This is a genomic window from [Clostridium] scindens ATCC 35704 (assembly GCF_004295125.1).
Taxonomy (GTDB): Bacteria; Bacillota; Clostridia; order Lachnospirales; family Lachnospiraceae; genus Clostridium_AP; species Clostridium_AP scindens.
Genome location: NZ_CP036170.1, coordinates 479,450 through 496,690, shown reverse-complemented (window position 1 = coordinate 496,690; position 17,241 = coordinate 479,450). Strand labels below are relative to the sequence as shown.

The window sequence follows — 17,241 nt, the reverse complement described above, 5'->3', positions numbered from 1 at the left end:
TTAAGAGGACGCAGGATGGACAGATACGAAATAGGAATGCTGGCAAAATCAAAAGCGGGTCATGACGCAGGAAAGGTTTACGTTATAATAGACGTCGATGAGACATATGTATATTTAGCGGATGGCAGAATTAGAACCCTGGGACATCTGAAAAAGAAGAAGAAAAAGCATGTCCAGGCTATATGCAGGAAGCAGGATGTCGCCGCTTGTGATGATGTAGCAATTAAACGGATACTTAAAGAATTTAGTAAGGAAGAAGAGAGATAGGAGGATTTAGGATATGTCAAAAGCTGACGTAATTGAAATCGAAGGAACTGTAGTAGAAAAATTACCAAACGCGATGTTCCAGGTGGAACTGGAGAACGGCCACCAGGTGCTGGCTCATATCAGCGGCAAACTGCGTATGAACTTCATCAAGATATTGCCGGGAGATAAAGTTACATTGGAATTATCCCCATATGACCTTTCCAAGGGAAGGATTATCTGGAGAGATAAATAATGGAAATTATCTATTGACTTTGCTTGAGCAAGAGTGCTATAATATATAAGCGCGTTTCTGGGTGCTTTTACTTTTGTTGCACTTTTAGTGACCTGGAAAGCGTGGAACTATAAGGCAGAGCAATGGATGAAAGGAGGATTTGACGTGAAGGTTAGATCATCAGTAAAACCAATTTGCGAAAAATGCAAAGTAATTAAGAGAAAAGGAAGCGTTCGTATAATCTGCGAAAATCCAAAGCATAAACAGCGTCAGGGCTAAGTTTGTGCGAACATTATTTAGGCGGCTGATAGTAGACACGCCAGGAAGCGTGTAGACTATTTGAAATATACAAGGAAACACCTTTAGCCGGTGATACTCCTCGTATATTGCTTATAATGCCGGCCCGTCATTACCGGGTATCTATGGATATACGGTGGCCGGAAAGGGTACGGATACCGAAACGTACCTGGGCGAGCAAAGCGCAAGCCCCTATTAAAGACGATATGTAAACTTTTAAGACGTGCGCGAATCTTACGCGGCGCGTCTGAGCGCAACAACTAAGAAAACAGAAAGTGGAGGAAAATCACATGGCTCGTATTGCAGGTGTAGACTTACCAAGAGACAAACGTGTTGAAATCGGATTAACTTATATTTATGGAATTGGCAGAACAAGCGCAACCCGTATTTTGACAGAGGCAGGAGTTAATCCTGATATTCGCTGCAGAGATCTTACAGATGAAGATGTAAAGAAAATCAGCGCGGTAATTGATGAGACTCAGACGGTAGAAGGTGATCTCAGAAGAGAGATCGCTATGAACATCAAGAGATTACAGGAAATCGGATGCTATAGAGGAATCCGTCACAGAAAAGGACTTCCGGTTCGTGGTCAGAAGACTAAGACGAATGCAAGAACAAGAAAAGGTCCTAAGAGAACAGTAGCAAACAAAAAGAAATAAACAATAAAAAGGAAAGAGTAGGTTAGTTTTATTATGGCAAAGAAAGTTACAAAGAAAGTGACAAAAAAACGTGTCAAGAAAAACGTTGAACGCGGACAAGCACACATCCAGTCATCTTTTAATAACACGATCGTTACATTAACAGATGCACAGGGAAATGCTCTTTCATGGGCAAGTGCAGGAGGTCTGGGATTTAGAGGTTCAAGGAAATCTACCCCTTATGCAGCACAGATGGCAGCGGAGACAGCAGCCAAGGCAGCATTAGTACATGGTTTGAAATCAGTTGACGTTATGGTTAAAGGACCAGGTTCAGGTAGAGAAGCAGCAATCCGTGCCCTTCAGGCATGCGGAATCGACGTAACAAGCATCAAGGACGTTACTCCGGTACCACACAATGGCTGCCGTCCGCCGAAGCGCAGAAGAGTCTAATTGATCTGATTGTAACAACGTTGACGGATTGTATTTATCCGAATTGAAATAGGAGGAAAGCAAAAACATGGCAGTAAATAGAGTTCCGGTTCTTAAAAGATGCAGATCCCTTGGAATGGATCCTGTATACTTGGGAATTGACAAAAAATCTAACAGACAGTTAAAGAGATCCAATAGAAAGATGAGCGAGTATGGACTTCAGCTCCGCGAGAAGCAGAAAGCAAAATTCATCTATGGCGTATTAGAGAAGCCTTTCAGAAACTACTTCAAGAAGGCTTCCCACATGAGCGGCATGACAGGCGAGAACCTGATGGTTCTGCTTGAGTCCAGACTGGATAACGTAGTATTTCGTTTAGGGCTTGCAAGAACAAGACGCGAGGCAAGACAGATCGTTGACCACAAGCACATTCTTGTGAATGGCAAGCAGATCAACATCCCTTCATACCTGATTAAGGCAGGCGATGTTATCGAAATCAAAGAAAAACACAAAAGTTCTCCAAGATATAAAGAAATCGTAGAGGTTACAGGCGGACGTCTGGTTCCGGATTGGCTTGAGGCGGATCTCGAGAACCTTAAGGGAACAGTAAAAGAACTTCCAAAGCGTGAAGCGATCGATGTTCCTGTAGATGAGATGTTAATCGTCGAATTATATTCTAAATAATAACCCGTAACACCACAGGAGGTGGACTTAGTGTTTGATTTTAATAAACCCAATATTGAAATAACTGAGATTTCAGAAGATAAAAAGTATGGAAGATTTGTTGTAGAACCTCTTGAGAGGGGTTACGGTACAACGTTAGGAAACTCTCTTAGAAGAATCATGCTATCTTCACTGCCGGGCGCAGCTATCAGCCAGGTGAAGATTGACGGCGTTCTTCACGAGTTCAGTTCGATTCCGGGTGTTAAGGAAGATGTTACTGAGATTATCATGAACTTGAAGTCACTGGCTATCAAGAACACATCTGAGACAGATGAGCCGAAGACAGCCTATATCGAGTTCGAAGGAGAAGGCGTGGTTACCGCAGCCGATATCCAGGTTGACCAGGATATCGAAATCATGAATCCTGAGACAGTTATCGCAACATTGAATGGCGGGGCAGACAGCAAGCTCTACATGGAACTTACCATTACAAGAGGCAGGGGATATGTTAGCGCTGACAAGAATAAAAACGACGAATTACCAATCGCCGTAATTCCGATTGATTCTATCTACACCCCAGTGGAACGTGTTAACCTGACGGTTGAGAACACACGTGTTGGACAGATTACAGACTTTGACAAATTGACATTAGACGTATATACCAACGGCACACTGCTTCCGGACGAGGCAGTCAGTCTTGCGGCAAAGGTATTGAGCGAGCATCTGAAACTTTTCATCGATCTGTCTGAAGTGGCTCAGGCCGCCGAAGTCATGATTGAGAAGGAAGATGACGAGAAAGAAAAAGTGCTTGAGATGAGCATCGACGAATTAGAGTTATCTGTTCGTTCTTACAACTGCCTGAAGAGAGCAGGAATCAATACCGTAGAGGAACTGACAAACAGGACTCCGGAAGATATGATGAAGGTACGTAACCTGGGACGCAAGTCTCTGGAAGAAGTACTTGCAAAATTAGATGAGTTAGGCTTAAGCCTGAGTCATGGCGAAGAATAGGATACAACTAAACAGACAATTTCCGCCGGTAAGCCCAAAGAGCGCGGCGGAGCATTTGGCTAGTAAGCCCGATGAAGCATAACCAAGTGTTAATTAATGGAGGATTAGAAAATGGCAGGATATAGAAAACTCGGCAGAACTTCAAGCCAGAGAAAAGCATTACTTAGAAACCAGGTAACAGCGCTGATCAACAATGGCAGAATCGTTACCACAGAGGCAAAGGCAAAAGAAGTACGCAAGATTGCAGAAGGCCTTATTGCATTAGCTGTAAAAGAAAAGGATAACTTCGAAGAAGTTACCGTAAAGGCAAAAGTTGCCCGTAAGGACAAAGACGGCAAGAGAGTCAAAGAAGTTGTAGACGGCAAGAAAGTTACCGTATACGATGAAGTTGACAAGAAGATCAAGAAGGATCTTCCAAGCAGGCTTCATGCACGTCGTCAGATGCTGAAGGTTCTTTACCCGGTAAAAGACGTTCCGGCAACGCCAGCTGGAAGGAAGAAGAACACCAAGGAAGTTGACCTTGTTGCAAAACTCTTTGATGAGATCGCTCCAAAGTATGAGAGCCGTAAAGGTGGTTACACAAGAATCGTTAAGATTGGCCAGCGTAAAGGCGATGCAGCAATGGAAGTTCTTTTGGAACTTGTATAATCGCAGGTATAAAATATTGCGCATCCTGAGAAATCAGGGTGCGTTTTTTAATTTTTTTGTTTTATTCTTGAAATATTTTCTATATTGTGTATAATTAATTGTATTAATACATTAGAACAGCGGAAGCGTAGATGAGGAAAAATTATGAAAGAATTGATTCGGATTAGGGATATGTATAAGATTTATAATCCGGGAGAGGATGAAGTCCGCGCACTTGACGGCGTGAGCCTTACCATCTGCGAGGGCGAATTTGTGGCAATTATCGGACACTCGGGCTCTGGCAAGTCTACCCTGATGAATATGCTGGGGTGTCTTGATATTCCTACGGCAGGGAAATACTATCTGGATGGAAAGGATGTCCTGTCAATGACGGACAATGAACTCTCGGAGATCCGGAACCGGACGATTGGATTTATCTTCCAGGGATTTAACCTGATACAGAATCTGGATGCGATCGGGAATGTGGAACTCCCGCTGATATACAGAGGAATAGACAGGAAGACAAGAAGGCTGGTATCCAAGAAGGCGCTCTGTATGGTAGGGCTTGAAAAGAGAATGAAGCACAGGCCGTCCCAGATGTCCGGGGGCCAGCAGCAAAGAGTTGCGGTGGCCAGGGCAATAGCGGCCAGGCCACCGGTGATTCTGGCAGATGAGCCTACCGGCAATCTGGACTCTCATTCTACTGCCGAGATTATCCAGATATTGAAAGGGCTGCATAAAGCAGGCAAGACGGTGATCGTCATCACCCATGACCCGGACATAGCCGCCCAGTCCAGAAGGGTCGTAAGGCTGGAGGATGGACAGATTGTGGAAGACTATATCAACGAGGATTATACCAGCGATGACGATACCGGCAGGAATCTGGCGGGCAAGGATCTGACAGGAGAGGCTATGACAAGCAAGGGGGAAGAAGCGGATGTTTAAGAAGAGCAAGAAGGAAGATAAAGAATTACAGATGCAGGCAAAAGCAGGCCTGGAAGATATGGAAGACTTCGATTCTCTGGATGAGCTGGAGGCAATTGCAGCGCCGGCAGGAAAGAAGAAGAAACTCCCGCCATGGGCCATCATACCGGTGATCGGCGTTGTGGCAGTCATCGGAGTCGCCGGAGCGATGGCATCCGGACAGAAGGCCGACAAAGGCGGCCAGATGGAGACGGTAAAGGCGGAAAGAGAAGACGTCAGACAGGTATATAACACCACAGGAACGGTAGGCAGCGATAAGGAGAAGGTATTCTATTGCCCGGTCAATGCCCCGATTGCCCAGTGCAATGTGAAGGTAGGCCAGGTGGTGAAGGCAGGGGATCTTCTGGTAAGCTTTGATACGACGAATCTGGAACGGGATAACCAGCAGTCGGAACTGAATACGCTATCCGCGAAGTACAGCAGCCAGGATGCGATCGAGCAGAGCGGCAGGGCAGCGCAGACTCAGGCACAGACCCAGGCACAGGTGGAAGCGGGCATACAGAGCCTTAAGGCTCAGATACAACAGAAGCAGGCGGATATAGACAGTCTTACCCAGGCGGCGCAAAGCGCAGGAAGCGCTGCGGCAGCCAATGCCCAGAAAGCGGCGGAATTGAAGGGGGAGATGCAGAAGAACCTGGACGCCCAGGACGCGAAAAAGGCGAAATTGGAGAATCTTCAGCGGGAACTGGATGGAATGGACAGTACTAGTCCTGGATACTTAGATACGCTGAATAAGGCCAATATACTTACCAATGAGATTGCAGACCTGTCAACCAAGTACCGGGCCTTAGATCAGCAATATAACAGCATCGGCTCTACCGATGACGGGGGCGTGAGCGAGGCGCTGATCCAGGCACAGGCGGAACTGGACTCCTTGAAAGCCAGCCTGGCAGAGATGGAAAACAGTCGCAGCGTGCCTGCGGATACCAGCCTTACAGGCGCGCAGCTGAATAACTTAAGGACGACGGAGAATCTGGCGGAACTTGCCCAGTTGACGACAGAGGAGCTGCTTGCAAAGGGACGCGAGGGATTGAAGGCAGAGTTTGACGGTATCATATCCGATGTGAAGGCGCTGGAAGGAAATGAGGCGGCTCAGGGAATGGAGTTATTTACACTTGTGGATAACAAGAGCGTGAATGTAATTCTGGAAGTGCCGGCCAATGACTTTGATAATCTGGTGAGCGGCAGCAAGGCGACAATCAAGATTGGAAAGTCCTCCTATAAGGGAACTCTGGTATCGGTAGATAAGATCGCGCTGCCCAATGAAAAGGGAAATCCCACGATCGGGGCGAAGATACGCATCGATAATGCAGATGATGATATCGTAATCGGCGTCAGCGGCAAGGTTGCCATAACCGTGGACGAGAAAAAGAATGTGGTATGCCTGCCAAACGAAGTGGTGAACACTTCTACAGATGGGAATTTCGTATATATTATACAGAATGGGACAGTTAAGAAACAGTTTGTAGAACTTGGCATAGCGTCCAACAGCAAGGTGGAGATCGTCAAAGGCTTAAAGGAAGGCACCGAAGTCGTATCAGATACTTCCGGCAGCATTAAAGAGGGAATGAAGGCCTCTGACGCAGGCATGAAAGCCGACACGGCTGATAAGGAGTGATAGGATGGGACAGTTTGGCGAATATATCAAGATGGCTCTGTATAATCTTAAGGAGAATAAGGGCCGCTCGTTCCTGACCATGCTGGGAATCATAATCGGCATCTCATCCGTCATTACCATTATCTCTATTGGAAATGGATTAAAAGCGGATGTTATGGAGACGGATGAGCCGAAAAGCGTTACAGTCAAGGTAGATGAAGAGGAGGCGGATAATCTCCAGCTGATCACCTGGGAGGATATGCAGGCGATGAAAGACCGGCTGTCAGACCGCGTAGACGGCGTGGTAGGCAGCGCCAGCAGCCAGGGAAGCGTTGCTACCAGAAAGGGCAGTTTTGACGCTTATCTGACACTCACGACGCCGGATGCAGGCAAGGACCCAATTCAGGATCCGGTTGTAAGAGGAGCGTATTTTGACGAAGATGATATGCAGAATGCAAGCCCGGTATGCGTCATCGATAAAGGCAGCGCCATTGCCCTGTTCGGAAATATGGATGTTGTAGGCATGGAACTGGATGTGACGGTGGATAGCACCATTGTCACGTTCCAGGTTATGGGTGTCAGGGATATGGACGATGAATTGATTGCAGCAAATAATGAGGCAATGGAGATGTTTGGCATGAAGATGCCCATCTATATAGAGACGCCATATACCGTCTCGGAAGCATGGGGGGAGGCCCCGGGGAATTTCTCCGCGGCAACCCTGTACCTGAAATCCGGCCAGAGCGCTAATTCTGTGGCAAAGTCGGCCTGCCAGGTACTGGATTCCAGACATATGAATGATGGCGACAACCTGTTTAGCAAGCAGGCGGAACTGGACATGTCGAGCACGCTGGGCGCTGTCCTGGACGGCGTGACGGCCTTTATTGCCTTTGTAGCCGGCATATCCCTGCTGGTAGGCGGAATCGGCGTTATGAACATCATGCTGGTGTCGGTAACCGAAAGAACCAGGGAGATAGGGATCCGCAAGTCCCTGGGCGCAAAGACCTCTTCTATCGTAGTACAGTTCTTATGCGAGTCGGCGATACTGTCCGGCATCGGAGGAATTATCGGCATTCTTATAGGAGCGGGAATCTCCTATGGAGTGGCCGCGCTTAAGATAGGAGGCCTGTCAGCAAGGCTGTCACTGTCAGCAATCCTTCTCACCACAGGATTCTCCTGCGGCGTAGGGATCCTATTCGGTATCTATCCGGCGCGAAAGGCGGCAAGGATGAGCCCGATAGAAGCACTAAGACAAATCTAAAGAGTATCAAGGAGGAAGAGAGTATGTTTAAACCTAACAAATTATTGAAAGTGGTATCCATATTGATGATTATCTTCGGAATACTGGGGCTGGTGTTCAGCATCATCGGATATGCCACCATGTCAAAAGTCAGTGGACTGATTGACCAGAGCCTGATCGATGCTGCTATGAATCCTGTGAATATCGCGACATCGCTTATCAGCACGATCTGCTGCATCCTGGCGGGATTCTTTGGAAGAGGCGGAAAGAACTATAAAGGCGCCGTTATTACGGCAGGTATCTATACAGGCCTGATGGTTATATCCACCATAATGACTATCGTTGACGGCACGTTTACATTTGTCACAGTCTTTGGATATATCATACCGCTTCTGTACTGGTGGGGGCTGTATCAGTCAAAAGAGTAAAGCACGGAAAAATGCATGAGGACAGAGGGAAACCTTTGCCCTCATTTTCGTTAAAATTATGACCAGAAAGTTAAATAATCTACTTATGGAAAACTACTTACAAGAAAAAAAACAGAGTGCTATAATATAGAATTAACTGCAATAGCAGAATAACTAATGAAGAAGGGAATGTTACAATGAGTAGGTTAGAGATTGCTTCGCCGAAAAGAGCCAAGATAGTCATGGAAGGACTATATAAGGATTTAGAGCGAAGAATTGAGTCGAGTCCTCCGGGACTCTGTCCGGTGGACCTGTCGCGGGCATTTTTGGAGTTATGCCATGCGCAGACATGCGGCAAATGCGTGCCATGCCGAATCGGCCTGGGGCAGTTGAATCATTTCATCAAGGACGTTCTTGATGGAAAGGCAACCATGGAGACGCTGGATATCATGGAGCAGACTGCCCTGTCTATCATGGAGTCGGCAGACTGCGCCATAGGATACGAGGCGGCTAACATGGTGTATAAGGGGCTGATCGGATACCGGGACGATTATGTGGAGCACATTAAGAACGGACGCTGCACATGTACATATAACCAGCCGGTTCCATGCGTATCCTTATGTCCGGCGCACGTAGATATACCGGGGTATGTGGCCCTGGTCGGGGAAGGGCGGTATGCGGATGCCATCCGGCTGATCCGCAAGGACAATCCATTTCCTACCACATGCGGATTTATATGCGAGCATCCATGCGAGGCAAGATGCAGACGGAACATGGTGGACGATTCCATCAATATCCGGGGACTGAAGAGAGTGGCGGCGGATTTCGCAGGGGAAGTGGATCCGCCGGCATGCGCGAAAAGCACTGGCAAGAAGGTAGCCGTACTCGGGGGTGGTCCGGGAGGACTGAGCGCGGCCTATTATCTTCAGCTGATGGGGCATCAGGTAACCGTATACGAGATGCTTCCAAAACTAGGGGGAATGCTTCGCTACGGTATACCGAACTACCGCCTTCCAAAAGACCGGCTGGAGGAAGATGTAAACAGCATTCTGAAGACGGGCGTCCAGGTAAAATACGGTCTTAAGATTGGCCAGGATATCACCATCCAGGAACTGCGCAAGCAGTATGACGCAGTACTGATCACCATCGGCGCCAGCACGGACAAGAAATTGGGGCTGGAAGGGGAAGATGCCGATGGAGTGCTGTCAGCGGTCCAGTTCCTCAGGAATGTAGGAAAGAATGAGATTATGGACTTATCCGGCAAGGAGGTTGCGGTCATCGGGGGCGGCAACGTATCCATGGATGCAGTCCGTACTGCAAAGCGGCTGGGAGCCAAGAAGGTAAGCATCGTCTATCGTAGAAGGGTTGCCGATATGACGGCTCTTCCTGGGGAAATAGACGGTGCCGTGGCAGAAGGCATTGAATTACAGACGCTAAAGGCACCGGCAGCCATTGATGTGAATGAAGAAGGCCATGTAAAAGGCATCTATGTAACGCCGCAGATGGTCAGCGCGATCCGCGACGGAAGGGCAAGCATTAAGCCTACTGGCGAGGAGGATGTCTATATCCCGTGCGACGTGCTGATCGTTGCGATTGGACAGAATATCGAGACCCGCCATTTTGAGGAATCGGGAATTCCGGTAGAACGGGGCAAGATTGTCACGAAGAGTTCGGGAGCGTTCGAGAATATGCCAGGGGTATTTGCCGGAGGAGACTGCGCAAGCGGGCCGGCATCCGTAATCAAGGCGATCGCGGCTGCGAAGGTGGTAGCAGCCAACATCGATGAGTATCTGGGTTACCATCATGAGATTTCCTGTGATGTAGAGATCCCTGAAGCCCATCTGGAGGACCGTACTCCTTGTGGCAGGGTTAACCTTACAGAACGTGAGGCCTGCGAGCGGGTATGCGACTTTGAGGGCGTAGAGAACTGCATGACCGAGAAGGAAGCAAAGCAGGAAGCATCCCGCTGCCTGCGGTGCGACCATTTTGGCTATGGCATATTTAAGGGAGGCAGAGAGACATTATGGTAAATCTTACAATTGATGGAAAAGCGATATCTGTAGAAGAGAATACCACCATTATGGAGGCTGCCGCGGCAAATGGAATACCGATCCCAAAACTGTGCTACCTGAAGGGCATCAACGAGATTGCGGCCTGCCGGGTATGCGTGGTGGAGCTGGAAGGAAAGGATCGTCTGATTACTTCCTGCAACAATGTGGCAAAAGATGGAATGGTGATCCATACTAACAGCCCGAAGGTGCGCCGCCACAGAAGAACAACGGTAGAAATGATACTTTCACAGCATGACTGTGAATGCGTGACCTGCCCAAGAAGCGGCAACTGCAGCCTGCAGAAGGTTGCCAACGACTTGAACATATTTGATAATCCGTATAAATCCGAGATCGAGAGACAGCCATGGAATAAGAACTTTCCTCTGATTCGCGATTCTTCCAAATGTATCAAATGCATGCGCTGCGTACAGGTATGTGATAAGATACAGGGACTTAGCGTATGGGATGTGGAAGGCACAGGGTCAAGGACGACCATCAACGTAGGCGGCCACAGATGCATCGAGGAGGCGGACTGCTCTCTGTGCGGCCAGTGCATTACCCATTGCCCGGTAGGCGCGCTTCGTGCAAGGGACGATACGGAGAAGGTATGGAATGCCATCGCCAATCCGGATAAGATCGTGATCGCACAGGTAGCCCCTGCGGTGCGGACTGCCTGGAGCGAAGGATTGAACCTTGATCCGGAAGAAGCAACGGTAGGAAAGATTCTGGACGCGCTCAAGAGAATGGGAGTAGACTATGCATTTGATACGGCATTTTCCGCGGATCTGACGATTATGGAAGAGGCAACAGAGTTCTTGAAGCGGTTTACATCAGGCGAACTGAAGGATCGTCCCATGTTCACCTCCTGCTGTCCGGGCTGGGTACGCTTCGTAAAGTCCCAGTTCCCGCATATGGTGAAGTATCTGTCAACGGCAAAATCCCCTCAGCAGATGTTTGGCGCCATTATGAAGACCTATTTTGCAGAAAAAATAGGCGTATCCCCGGAACAGATCTATACAGTCTCTGTCATGCCTTGCGTAGCCAAGAAGGATGAGCGGGAGATGGAATTGTTCTACGGCGAATACGCGGGCCATGACGTTGACGCGGTGATCACTACCAGGGAATTGATCAAAATGATCCGTTCTGCCCATATAAGTCCGGATACGCTGGAAGATATTAAAAGCGACACGCCTATGCGGGAAGGCTCAGGCGCAGGCGTGATCTTCGGCGCTACGGGCGGCGTAATGGAAGCGGCTCTTCGCTCCGCATACTACCTGCTTAAGAGCGAGAATCCGGATGTAGATGCGTTCCGGGTTGTCAGAAGTCCTGGATTCCAGGAGAATAACGGCGTGGTAGAGGCTGATTTCACGATAGATGATATTACAGTGAAGACCGCCGTGGTAAGCGGCCTGGCAAATACCAGAGTTTTGCTGAAGCGGATCGAGCGGGAAGAAGTCCATTATGACTTCGTGGAAGTCATGGCATGTCCGGGAGGCTGTGTTGGCGGCGGCGGGCAGCCGATCCACGATGGAGAAGAGAGGGCATACGACAGAGGAAAGAATCTGTATATGCTGGATGCAGGCGCGAATGTTCGGTTCTCCCATGAGAATCGGGACATCATCCGAATATATGATGAATATCTTGAGAAGCCAAATTCCCATAAGGCGCACATGCTGCTGCATACTGAGCATAGAAAAGAATAGAATCCAGCGATAGAAAGCGCGGCCCATGTGGCTGATGTCAGATAGAAAGGACATTGGCCGCATGTGAGCCGCTTTTTTGGTGGAGAATATGTGAACTTGAAATAATTGTTAAAAAAATATCAATTACCTATTGACAAATAATTAACAATTTCGTATACTATGAGCTGTAATGAAGAATACACATTCACAGGGAGGATAATCAAGATGGCTAAGAAGAAGGAAGTAGTACCAGAAATCATTGACAACGTAGAGGCCCTCGAAGCCAAAATGAAGGCGATGAGGGAGGCTCAGAAAGTATTTGCTACATACAATCAGGAGCAGGTAGACAAGATCTTCTACGAGGCAGCGATGGCAGCAAACAAGATGCGTATTCCGCTTGCAAAGCAGGCAGTGGAAGAGACCGGACGCGGAATTGTGGAAGATAAGGTGATCAAGAACCACTATGCGGCTGAGTATATCTACAATGCATACAAGAACACAAAGACATGCGGCGTGCTGGAAGAAGATGCTGCATATGGAATTAAGAAGATTGCAGAGCCAATCGGACTGGTGGCAGCGGTCATCCCTACGACCAACCCTACATCAACAGCAATATTTAAGACTTTGATTTGTCTGAAGACAAGAAATGCAATCATCATAAGCCCGCACCCAGCTGCAAAGGCATGTACGATTGCCGCAGCCAAGATCGTGCTGGACGCTGCTGTAAAGGCAGGCGCTCCGGAAGGAATCATTGGCTGGATTGATGTTCCATCCCTGGAACTTACAAATACAGTAATGAAAGATGCAGATATCACGCTTGCCACAGGCGGTCCTGGAATGGTTAAGTCAGCATATTCCGCAGGAAAGCCGGCACTCGGCGTAGGACCTGGAAATACTCCTGTTATTATTGATGACACGGCAGATATTAAGATGGCAGTAAGTTCCATCATCCACTCCAAGACATTTGACAACGGTATGATCTGCGCCTCCGAGCAGTCAGTAACCGTCCTCGACAGCATATACGATGAAGTAAAGAAAGAATTTGCATACCGCGGATGCTATTTCCTTAAGAAAGGCGAAGAATTAGATAAGGTACGCAAGACCATCATCATCAATGGCGCTCTGAACAGCAAGATTCCTGGTAAATCCGCATATGAGATTGCGAAGATGGCAGGCGTTAACGTTCCGGAAGATACGAAGATCCTGATCGGAGAGGTAGAATCTGTTGACATATCCGAAGAGTTTGCACATGAGAAACTGTCTCCGGTACTTGGAATGTACAGGGCAAAGACTTTCGATGAGGCGCTTGCAAAAGCAGAGCAGCTGGTTGCGGACGGCGGATACGGACATACGGCTTCTCTGTATGTACATCCGGCGCAGAAGGAGAAGATCGCAAAACATGCCGAAGCAATGAAGACCTGCCGTATCTTAATCAATACGCCATCTTCCCAGGGCGGTATCGGCGACCTGTATAACTTCAAGTTGGCTCCATCTCTTACCCTTGGCTGCGGTTCCTGGGGAGGAAACTCCGTATCAGAGAACGTAGGAGTAAAACACTTAATCAATATTAAGACGGTTGCTGAGAGGAGAGAAAACATGCTGTGGTTTAGAACACCTGAGAAGGTATACTTTAAGAAAGGCTGTATGCCTGTTGCGCTTGATGAACTTGGAACAGTTATGAATAAGAAGAAAGCATTCATCGTAACGGATTCCTTCTTATATAAGAATGGCTATGTTGCTCCAATTGAAGAAAAACTGGATGAAATGGGAATCCAGCATACATGCTTCTATGAGGTTGCTCCAGACCCGACATTACAGTGCGCCCAGAAGGGTACTGACCAGATGAGGGCTTTCGAGCCAGACACCATCATAGCACTTGGCGGAGGCTCAGCAATGGATGCTGCCAAGATTATGTGGCTGATGTATGAGCATCCGGAAGCAAACTTCGAAGATATGGCTATGGACTTCATGGATATCCGAAAGAGAGTATATACCTTCCCGAAGATGGGCGAGAAGGCATACTTCGTGGCAATCCCTACATCTTCAGGAACAGGTTCCGAAGTTACGCCATTTGCAATTATTACAGACGCAGAGACAGGGGTAAAATGGCCGATCGCTGACTACGAGCTGCTTCCAAACATGGCAATTGTAGACGTAGATAACATGATGACCCAGCCAAAAGGACTGACCAGCGCATCCGGTATCGATGTCATGACACATGCCATCGAGGCATATGTATCTATCATGGCAACCGACTATACAGACGGACTTGCAATGAAGGCGGTAAAGGCAGTATTCGACTACTTGCCATCTGCATATGAAAATGGAGCCAATGACCCTGAGGCAAGAGAGAAGATGGCCAATGCTTCCTGCATGGCTGGTATGGCATTTGCCAACGCATTCCTGGGACTGAACCACTCTATGGCCCATAAGCTTGGCGCATTCCATCATCTGCCACACGGCGTTGCAAACGCAGTAATTCTAACAGAGGTAATGAAATACAACGCAGCGGAAGTTCCAACCAAGATGGGAACATTCTCTCAGTACCAGTATCCGCATGCGCAGGCCAGATATGCAGAACTAGGACGATTCGCAGGATGCCAGGGAAAGGATGACCAGGAAGTATTCGATAACTTCTGTAAGAAACTGGAAGAATTAAAAGATACGATTGGAATCAAGAAGACGATCAAAGACTACGGCGTAGACGAGAAGTACTTCCTTGATACATTGGATGACATGGTTGAGCAGGCCTTCAACGATCAGTGTACAGGCGCCAACCCAAGATATCCTCTGATGAAAGAGATCAAGGAAATCTACCTGAAATGCTACTACGGAAAATAAGAATCAAAGAGCAAGAGCGCAGCAGTTCGCTGTGCTCTTGCTGCGTCTTGATAACTACATTAAAGAATTCCCTTACTGTTTTCCAATCCATTAATATATCCGGCGTTCTGCCCGATCGGAAGGCTCATATCCCGTGCAGAACCCGCCCCTTTTTGTACGTAATTTGCCGGATATGTTAAATATATAACAATAAAAATATAATAAAAAAATAAGTTAAAAAAATATCAAATAACTCTTTTCAAATGCTTCCTGCTGGTGTATAATTAAGCCATCAAAAAAATGAACGGCAAATACTACAAGGAGGTATGGCTTATGAAACTGGAGCAAGGTAATCTGATATTAAAACGTCCTTACAAAGAGGTTTATAAATGCGATAATAGCATTGTCAAAGTATTTGAGACCTTCCATCCGAAGTCAGCAGTCTTTAACGAGGCTTTGAATACGGTAAGGGTAGAAGAGACTGGCTTAGATATACCAAAGTTAAAAGAAGTGACCCAGATCGACAGGAAGTGGTCGCTGGTCATCGAATACAAGGATGGCAAGACGCTGGAAGAGATGATGAAAGTCGACCATGACAATCTGGAGAAATACATGTCTGATTTCGTGGATCTGCAGTTGAAGGTACATGAGAAGAAAGCGCCACTGCTGAACAAGTTGAAGGATAAGCTTGCAAGGCAGATCAACGGCTTGAAAGAACTGGATGCTACTCAGAGATATGAACTTCTGACCCGGTTGGAAAGCATGCCAAAGCATACGAAGCTATGTCACGGAGATTTCAATCCCAGCAATGTGCTCGTAGGAAAGAACGGGAAGATGACGGTTGTTGACTGGGCACATGCCACCCAGGGAAATGCAAGCGCCGATGCGGCAATGACATATCTTCTGTTCGCGCTTAAGGATCAGGAAGCGGCAGATCTGTACCTGAACCTATTCTGCAAGAAGAGCGACACCGCCAGACAGTACGTGCAGCAGTGGCTTCCGATCGTAGCAGCTTCGCAATTGGAGAAAGACAATGAGCTGGAGAAAGATTTCCTGATGAAATGGATTGATGTGATGGATTATCAATAGACAAAAAGGGCATTACTATTTCACTATAGTAATGCCCTTTGATTTAATCCTTCATAATATGTCCATGAAAATTCTAATAAAAAACATTTCCACCGATCACGACTCCCGGTACATCAGTCCATGCCGCGCCATTAAAAGAATAGCAATTGATGACGGCAGAGTGTCGTGCGCCGCCTAAAGCCGCCTGGGCGACAGAATAGGCTGTTGAGGAAGGCCCTCTTGCCAGAACCCTGTTCAGACTGCCATTCCAGGTTGGGCCGAACTGGCCCGGCTGATAGATTACGCCGCGTATCGAATTGGGATAACTGGGGCTTGCAACCCTGTTCATAATAACCGTTGCAACGGCAAGCATGCCGTCGTAACTGCCGGATTCGCACTCAAGAAGAGCAGCAAATAAAGCAACATCACTGGTGTTAGCGTCTATCTGACCAGAGTTGGAATTCGAATTGCTGCTGTTGTTACTGTTACCATTATTGGCAGGAGGCGTAATGGAGCCGGAAATATCATTGTTCTGTGCCACTTTGCTGGCTTCCTCGGCGGCCTTTGCGCGTTCCAGCTGTGATTTATAATCATCCAGCTGTCCGGAGGTAGATGAGATCTTGGAATTCAGTTCATTCTTCTTTGCCTCCAGGTTTTCCTGCAATGAAGCAAGTTCTTGCTGCTTGCTCTCCAGATCCGACTGCTTTTCTTCGACGCTGATACGCACATCGCGCAACTCGTCCAGCATGGATCTGTCATATTCGCTTATCGTTGTTACATATTCTGCTTTGTTAAGAAAATCGGCCATATTTTGAGAAGAGAATAAGATCTGAATCAAGGAGGCGCTGCCGCCCTCATACATGAACTTAATCCTGTCCTTCATGGCATCATACTGTGCATCCTCATTAAGCTGAGCTGCCGCCAGGTCAAGCTTGGCTTTTTCTACATCAGCGGATAAATCTTCAATTTTTGAAGAGGCTGAGTCCAGTTCAGCGCTTAAGGACGATAATTGACTGTTCAAATCATCCAATTCACCCTGCAGGCCGGAGGTAGTATCTTCCAGTTCTTCTGCGGAAGGTGCCGAATATACCGAAGTATTCACAGAAGCTATTGTTACGGTGGTTAGAACCAGCGCCAGGGCTGACCGTAATATACGTTTCTTTTTTGTACTTATCATATACACATCCTTTCCTTTTCTAGCGAGTGCTTATCTATTATACAACAAATTGCTTTATAAAGCAAATTTTGTTA

Annotated in this window: 17 protein-coding genes; 16 read left to right on the top strand and 1 reads right to left on the bottom strand. The window is 47.5% G+C overall.

The features are described 5' to 3' along the window. The first annotated feature begins 15 nt into the window (after positions 1 to 15). From HDCHBGLK_RS02535 to HDCHBGLK_RS02460, 16 genes are all read left to right on the top strand, one after another. Positions 16 to 267 (top strand): KOW domain-containing RNA-binding protein, encoded by a 252-nt coding sequence (locus tag HDCHBGLK_RS02535; RefSeq protein WP_004607276.1) that lies wholly within the window; start codon positions 16 to 18, stop codon positions 265 to 267. 13 nt (positions 268 to 280) lie between these two features. After that, on the top strand, positions 281 to 499 hold the full coding sequence (gene infA / locus HDCHBGLK_RS02530; protein ID WP_004607275.1) for a translation initiation factor IF-1: 219 nt from the start codon (positions 281 to 283) through the stop codon (positions 497 to 499). A 144-nt stretch (positions 500 to 643) separates the two neighbouring features. Further along, positions 644 to 757 carry a 50S ribosomal protein L36 gene (gene rpmJ, locus HDCHBGLK_RS02525; RefSeq protein WP_005339020.1) on the top strand — a complete coding sequence of 38 codons (114 nt, stop codon included), beginning with the start codon at positions 644 to 646 and terminating at the stop codon, positions 755 to 757. A 308-nt stretch (positions 758 to 1,065) separates the two neighbouring features. After that, complete coding sequence (rpsM, locus tag HDCHBGLK_RS02520; protein ID WP_004607273.1) at positions 1,066 to 1,434, top strand: 30S ribosomal protein S13; 369 nt, start codon at positions 1,066 to 1,068, stop codon at positions 1,432 to 1,434. Positions 1,435 to 1,467: 33 nt separating this feature from the next. Beyond that, a complete protein-coding gene (rpsK, locus tag HDCHBGLK_RS02515) occupies positions 1,468 to 1,863 on the top strand; it encodes a 30S ribosomal protein S11 (protein WP_004607272.1) in 396 nt (131 codons plus the stop codon). Positions 1,864 to 1,930: 67 nt separating this feature from the next. Then, complete coding sequence (rpsD, locus tag HDCHBGLK_RS02510) at positions 1,931 to 2,524, top strand: 30S ribosomal protein S4 (protein ID WP_009248179.1); 594 nt, start codon at positions 1,931 to 1,933, stop codon at positions 2,522 to 2,524. 30 nt (positions 2,525 to 2,554) lie between these two features. Next, positions 2,555 to 3,514: a DNA-directed RNA polymerase subunit alpha gene (locus HDCHBGLK_RS02505; RefSeq protein WP_025642246.1), complete on the top strand. Its 960-nt coding sequence runs from the start codon at positions 2,555 to 2,557 to the stop codon at positions 3,512 to 3,514. Between the two features lie 111 nt (positions 3,515 to 3,625). Continuing rightward, entirely contained in the window at positions 3,626 to 4,162 is a 537-nt protein-coding gene (locus HDCHBGLK_RS02500; protein WP_004607269.1) for a bL17 family ribosomal protein, read from the top strand. A 144-nt stretch (positions 4,163 to 4,306) separates the two neighbouring features. Further along, positions 4,307 to 5,086 carry an ABC transporter ATP-binding protein gene (locus HDCHBGLK_RS02495; RefSeq protein ID WP_004607268.1) on the top strand — a complete coding sequence of 260 codons (780 nt, stop codon included), beginning with the start codon at positions 4,307 to 4,309 and terminating at the stop codon, positions 5,084 to 5,086. Next, on the top strand, positions 5,079 to 6,743 hold the full coding sequence (locus HDCHBGLK_RS02490; RefSeq protein WP_004607267.1) for an efflux RND transporter periplasmic adaptor subunit: 1,665 nt from the start codon (positions 5,079 to 5,081) through the stop codon (positions 6,741 to 6,743). The genes HDCHBGLK_RS02495 and HDCHBGLK_RS02490 overlap by 8 nt, the downstream gene beginning before the upstream one ends. Positions 6,744 to 6,747: 4 nt before the next feature. Beyond that, complete coding sequence (locus HDCHBGLK_RS02485; protein WP_004607266.1) at positions 6,748 to 7,983, top strand: ABC transporter permease; 1,236 nt, start codon at positions 6,748 to 6,750, stop codon at positions 7,981 to 7,983. A gap of 23 nt (positions 7,984 to 8,006) precedes the next feature. Further along, positions 8,007 to 8,390, top strand: coding sequence for a hypothetical protein (locus HDCHBGLK_RS02480; RefSeq protein ID WP_004607265.1), 384 nt, complete (start codon positions 8,007 to 8,009; stop codon positions 8,388 to 8,390). Positions 8,391 to 8,566: 176 nt separating this feature from the next. Next, the gene (locus tag HDCHBGLK_RS02475) at positions 8,567 to 10,399 is read left to right on the top strand and encodes an NAD(P)-binding protein (RefSeq protein WP_004607264.1); all 1,833 of its coding nucleotides are present in this window, start codon (positions 8,567 to 8,569) and stop codon (positions 10,397 to 10,399) included. Continuing rightward, entirely contained in the window at positions 10,393 to 12,123 is a 1,731-nt protein-coding gene (locus HDCHBGLK_RS02470; protein WP_004607263.1) for a [FeFe] hydrogenase, group A, read from the top strand. Before HDCHBGLK_RS02475 ends, HDCHBGLK_RS02470 begins: the two co-directional genes overlap by 7 nt. A 204-nt stretch (positions 12,124 to 12,327) precedes the next feature. After that, complete coding sequence (gene adhE, locus HDCHBGLK_RS02465; RefSeq protein WP_009248174.1) at positions 12,328 to 14,943, top strand: bifunctional acetaldehyde-CoA/alcohol dehydrogenase; 2,616 nt, start codon at positions 12,328 to 12,330, stop codon at positions 14,941 to 14,943. Between the two features lie 312 nt (positions 14,944 to 15,255). Continuing rightward, positions 15,256 to 16,011, top strand: a complete 756-nt coding sequence (locus HDCHBGLK_RS02460) for an aminoglycoside phosphotransferase family protein (RefSeq protein ID WP_039909748.1) — start codon at positions 15,256 to 15,258, stop codon at positions 16,009 to 16,011. A gap of 73 nt (positions 16,012 to 16,084) precedes the next feature. Here HDCHBGLK_RS02460 and HDCHBGLK_RS02455 read toward each other — a convergent pair whose 3' ends face one another. Continuing rightward, complete coding sequence (locus HDCHBGLK_RS02455) at positions 16,085 to 17,167, bottom strand: cell wall hydrolase (protein ID WP_004607260.1); 1,083 nt, start codon at positions 17,165 to 17,167, stop codon at positions 16,085 to 16,087. Between the last annotated feature and the right edge of the window lie 74 nt (positions 17,168 to 17,241).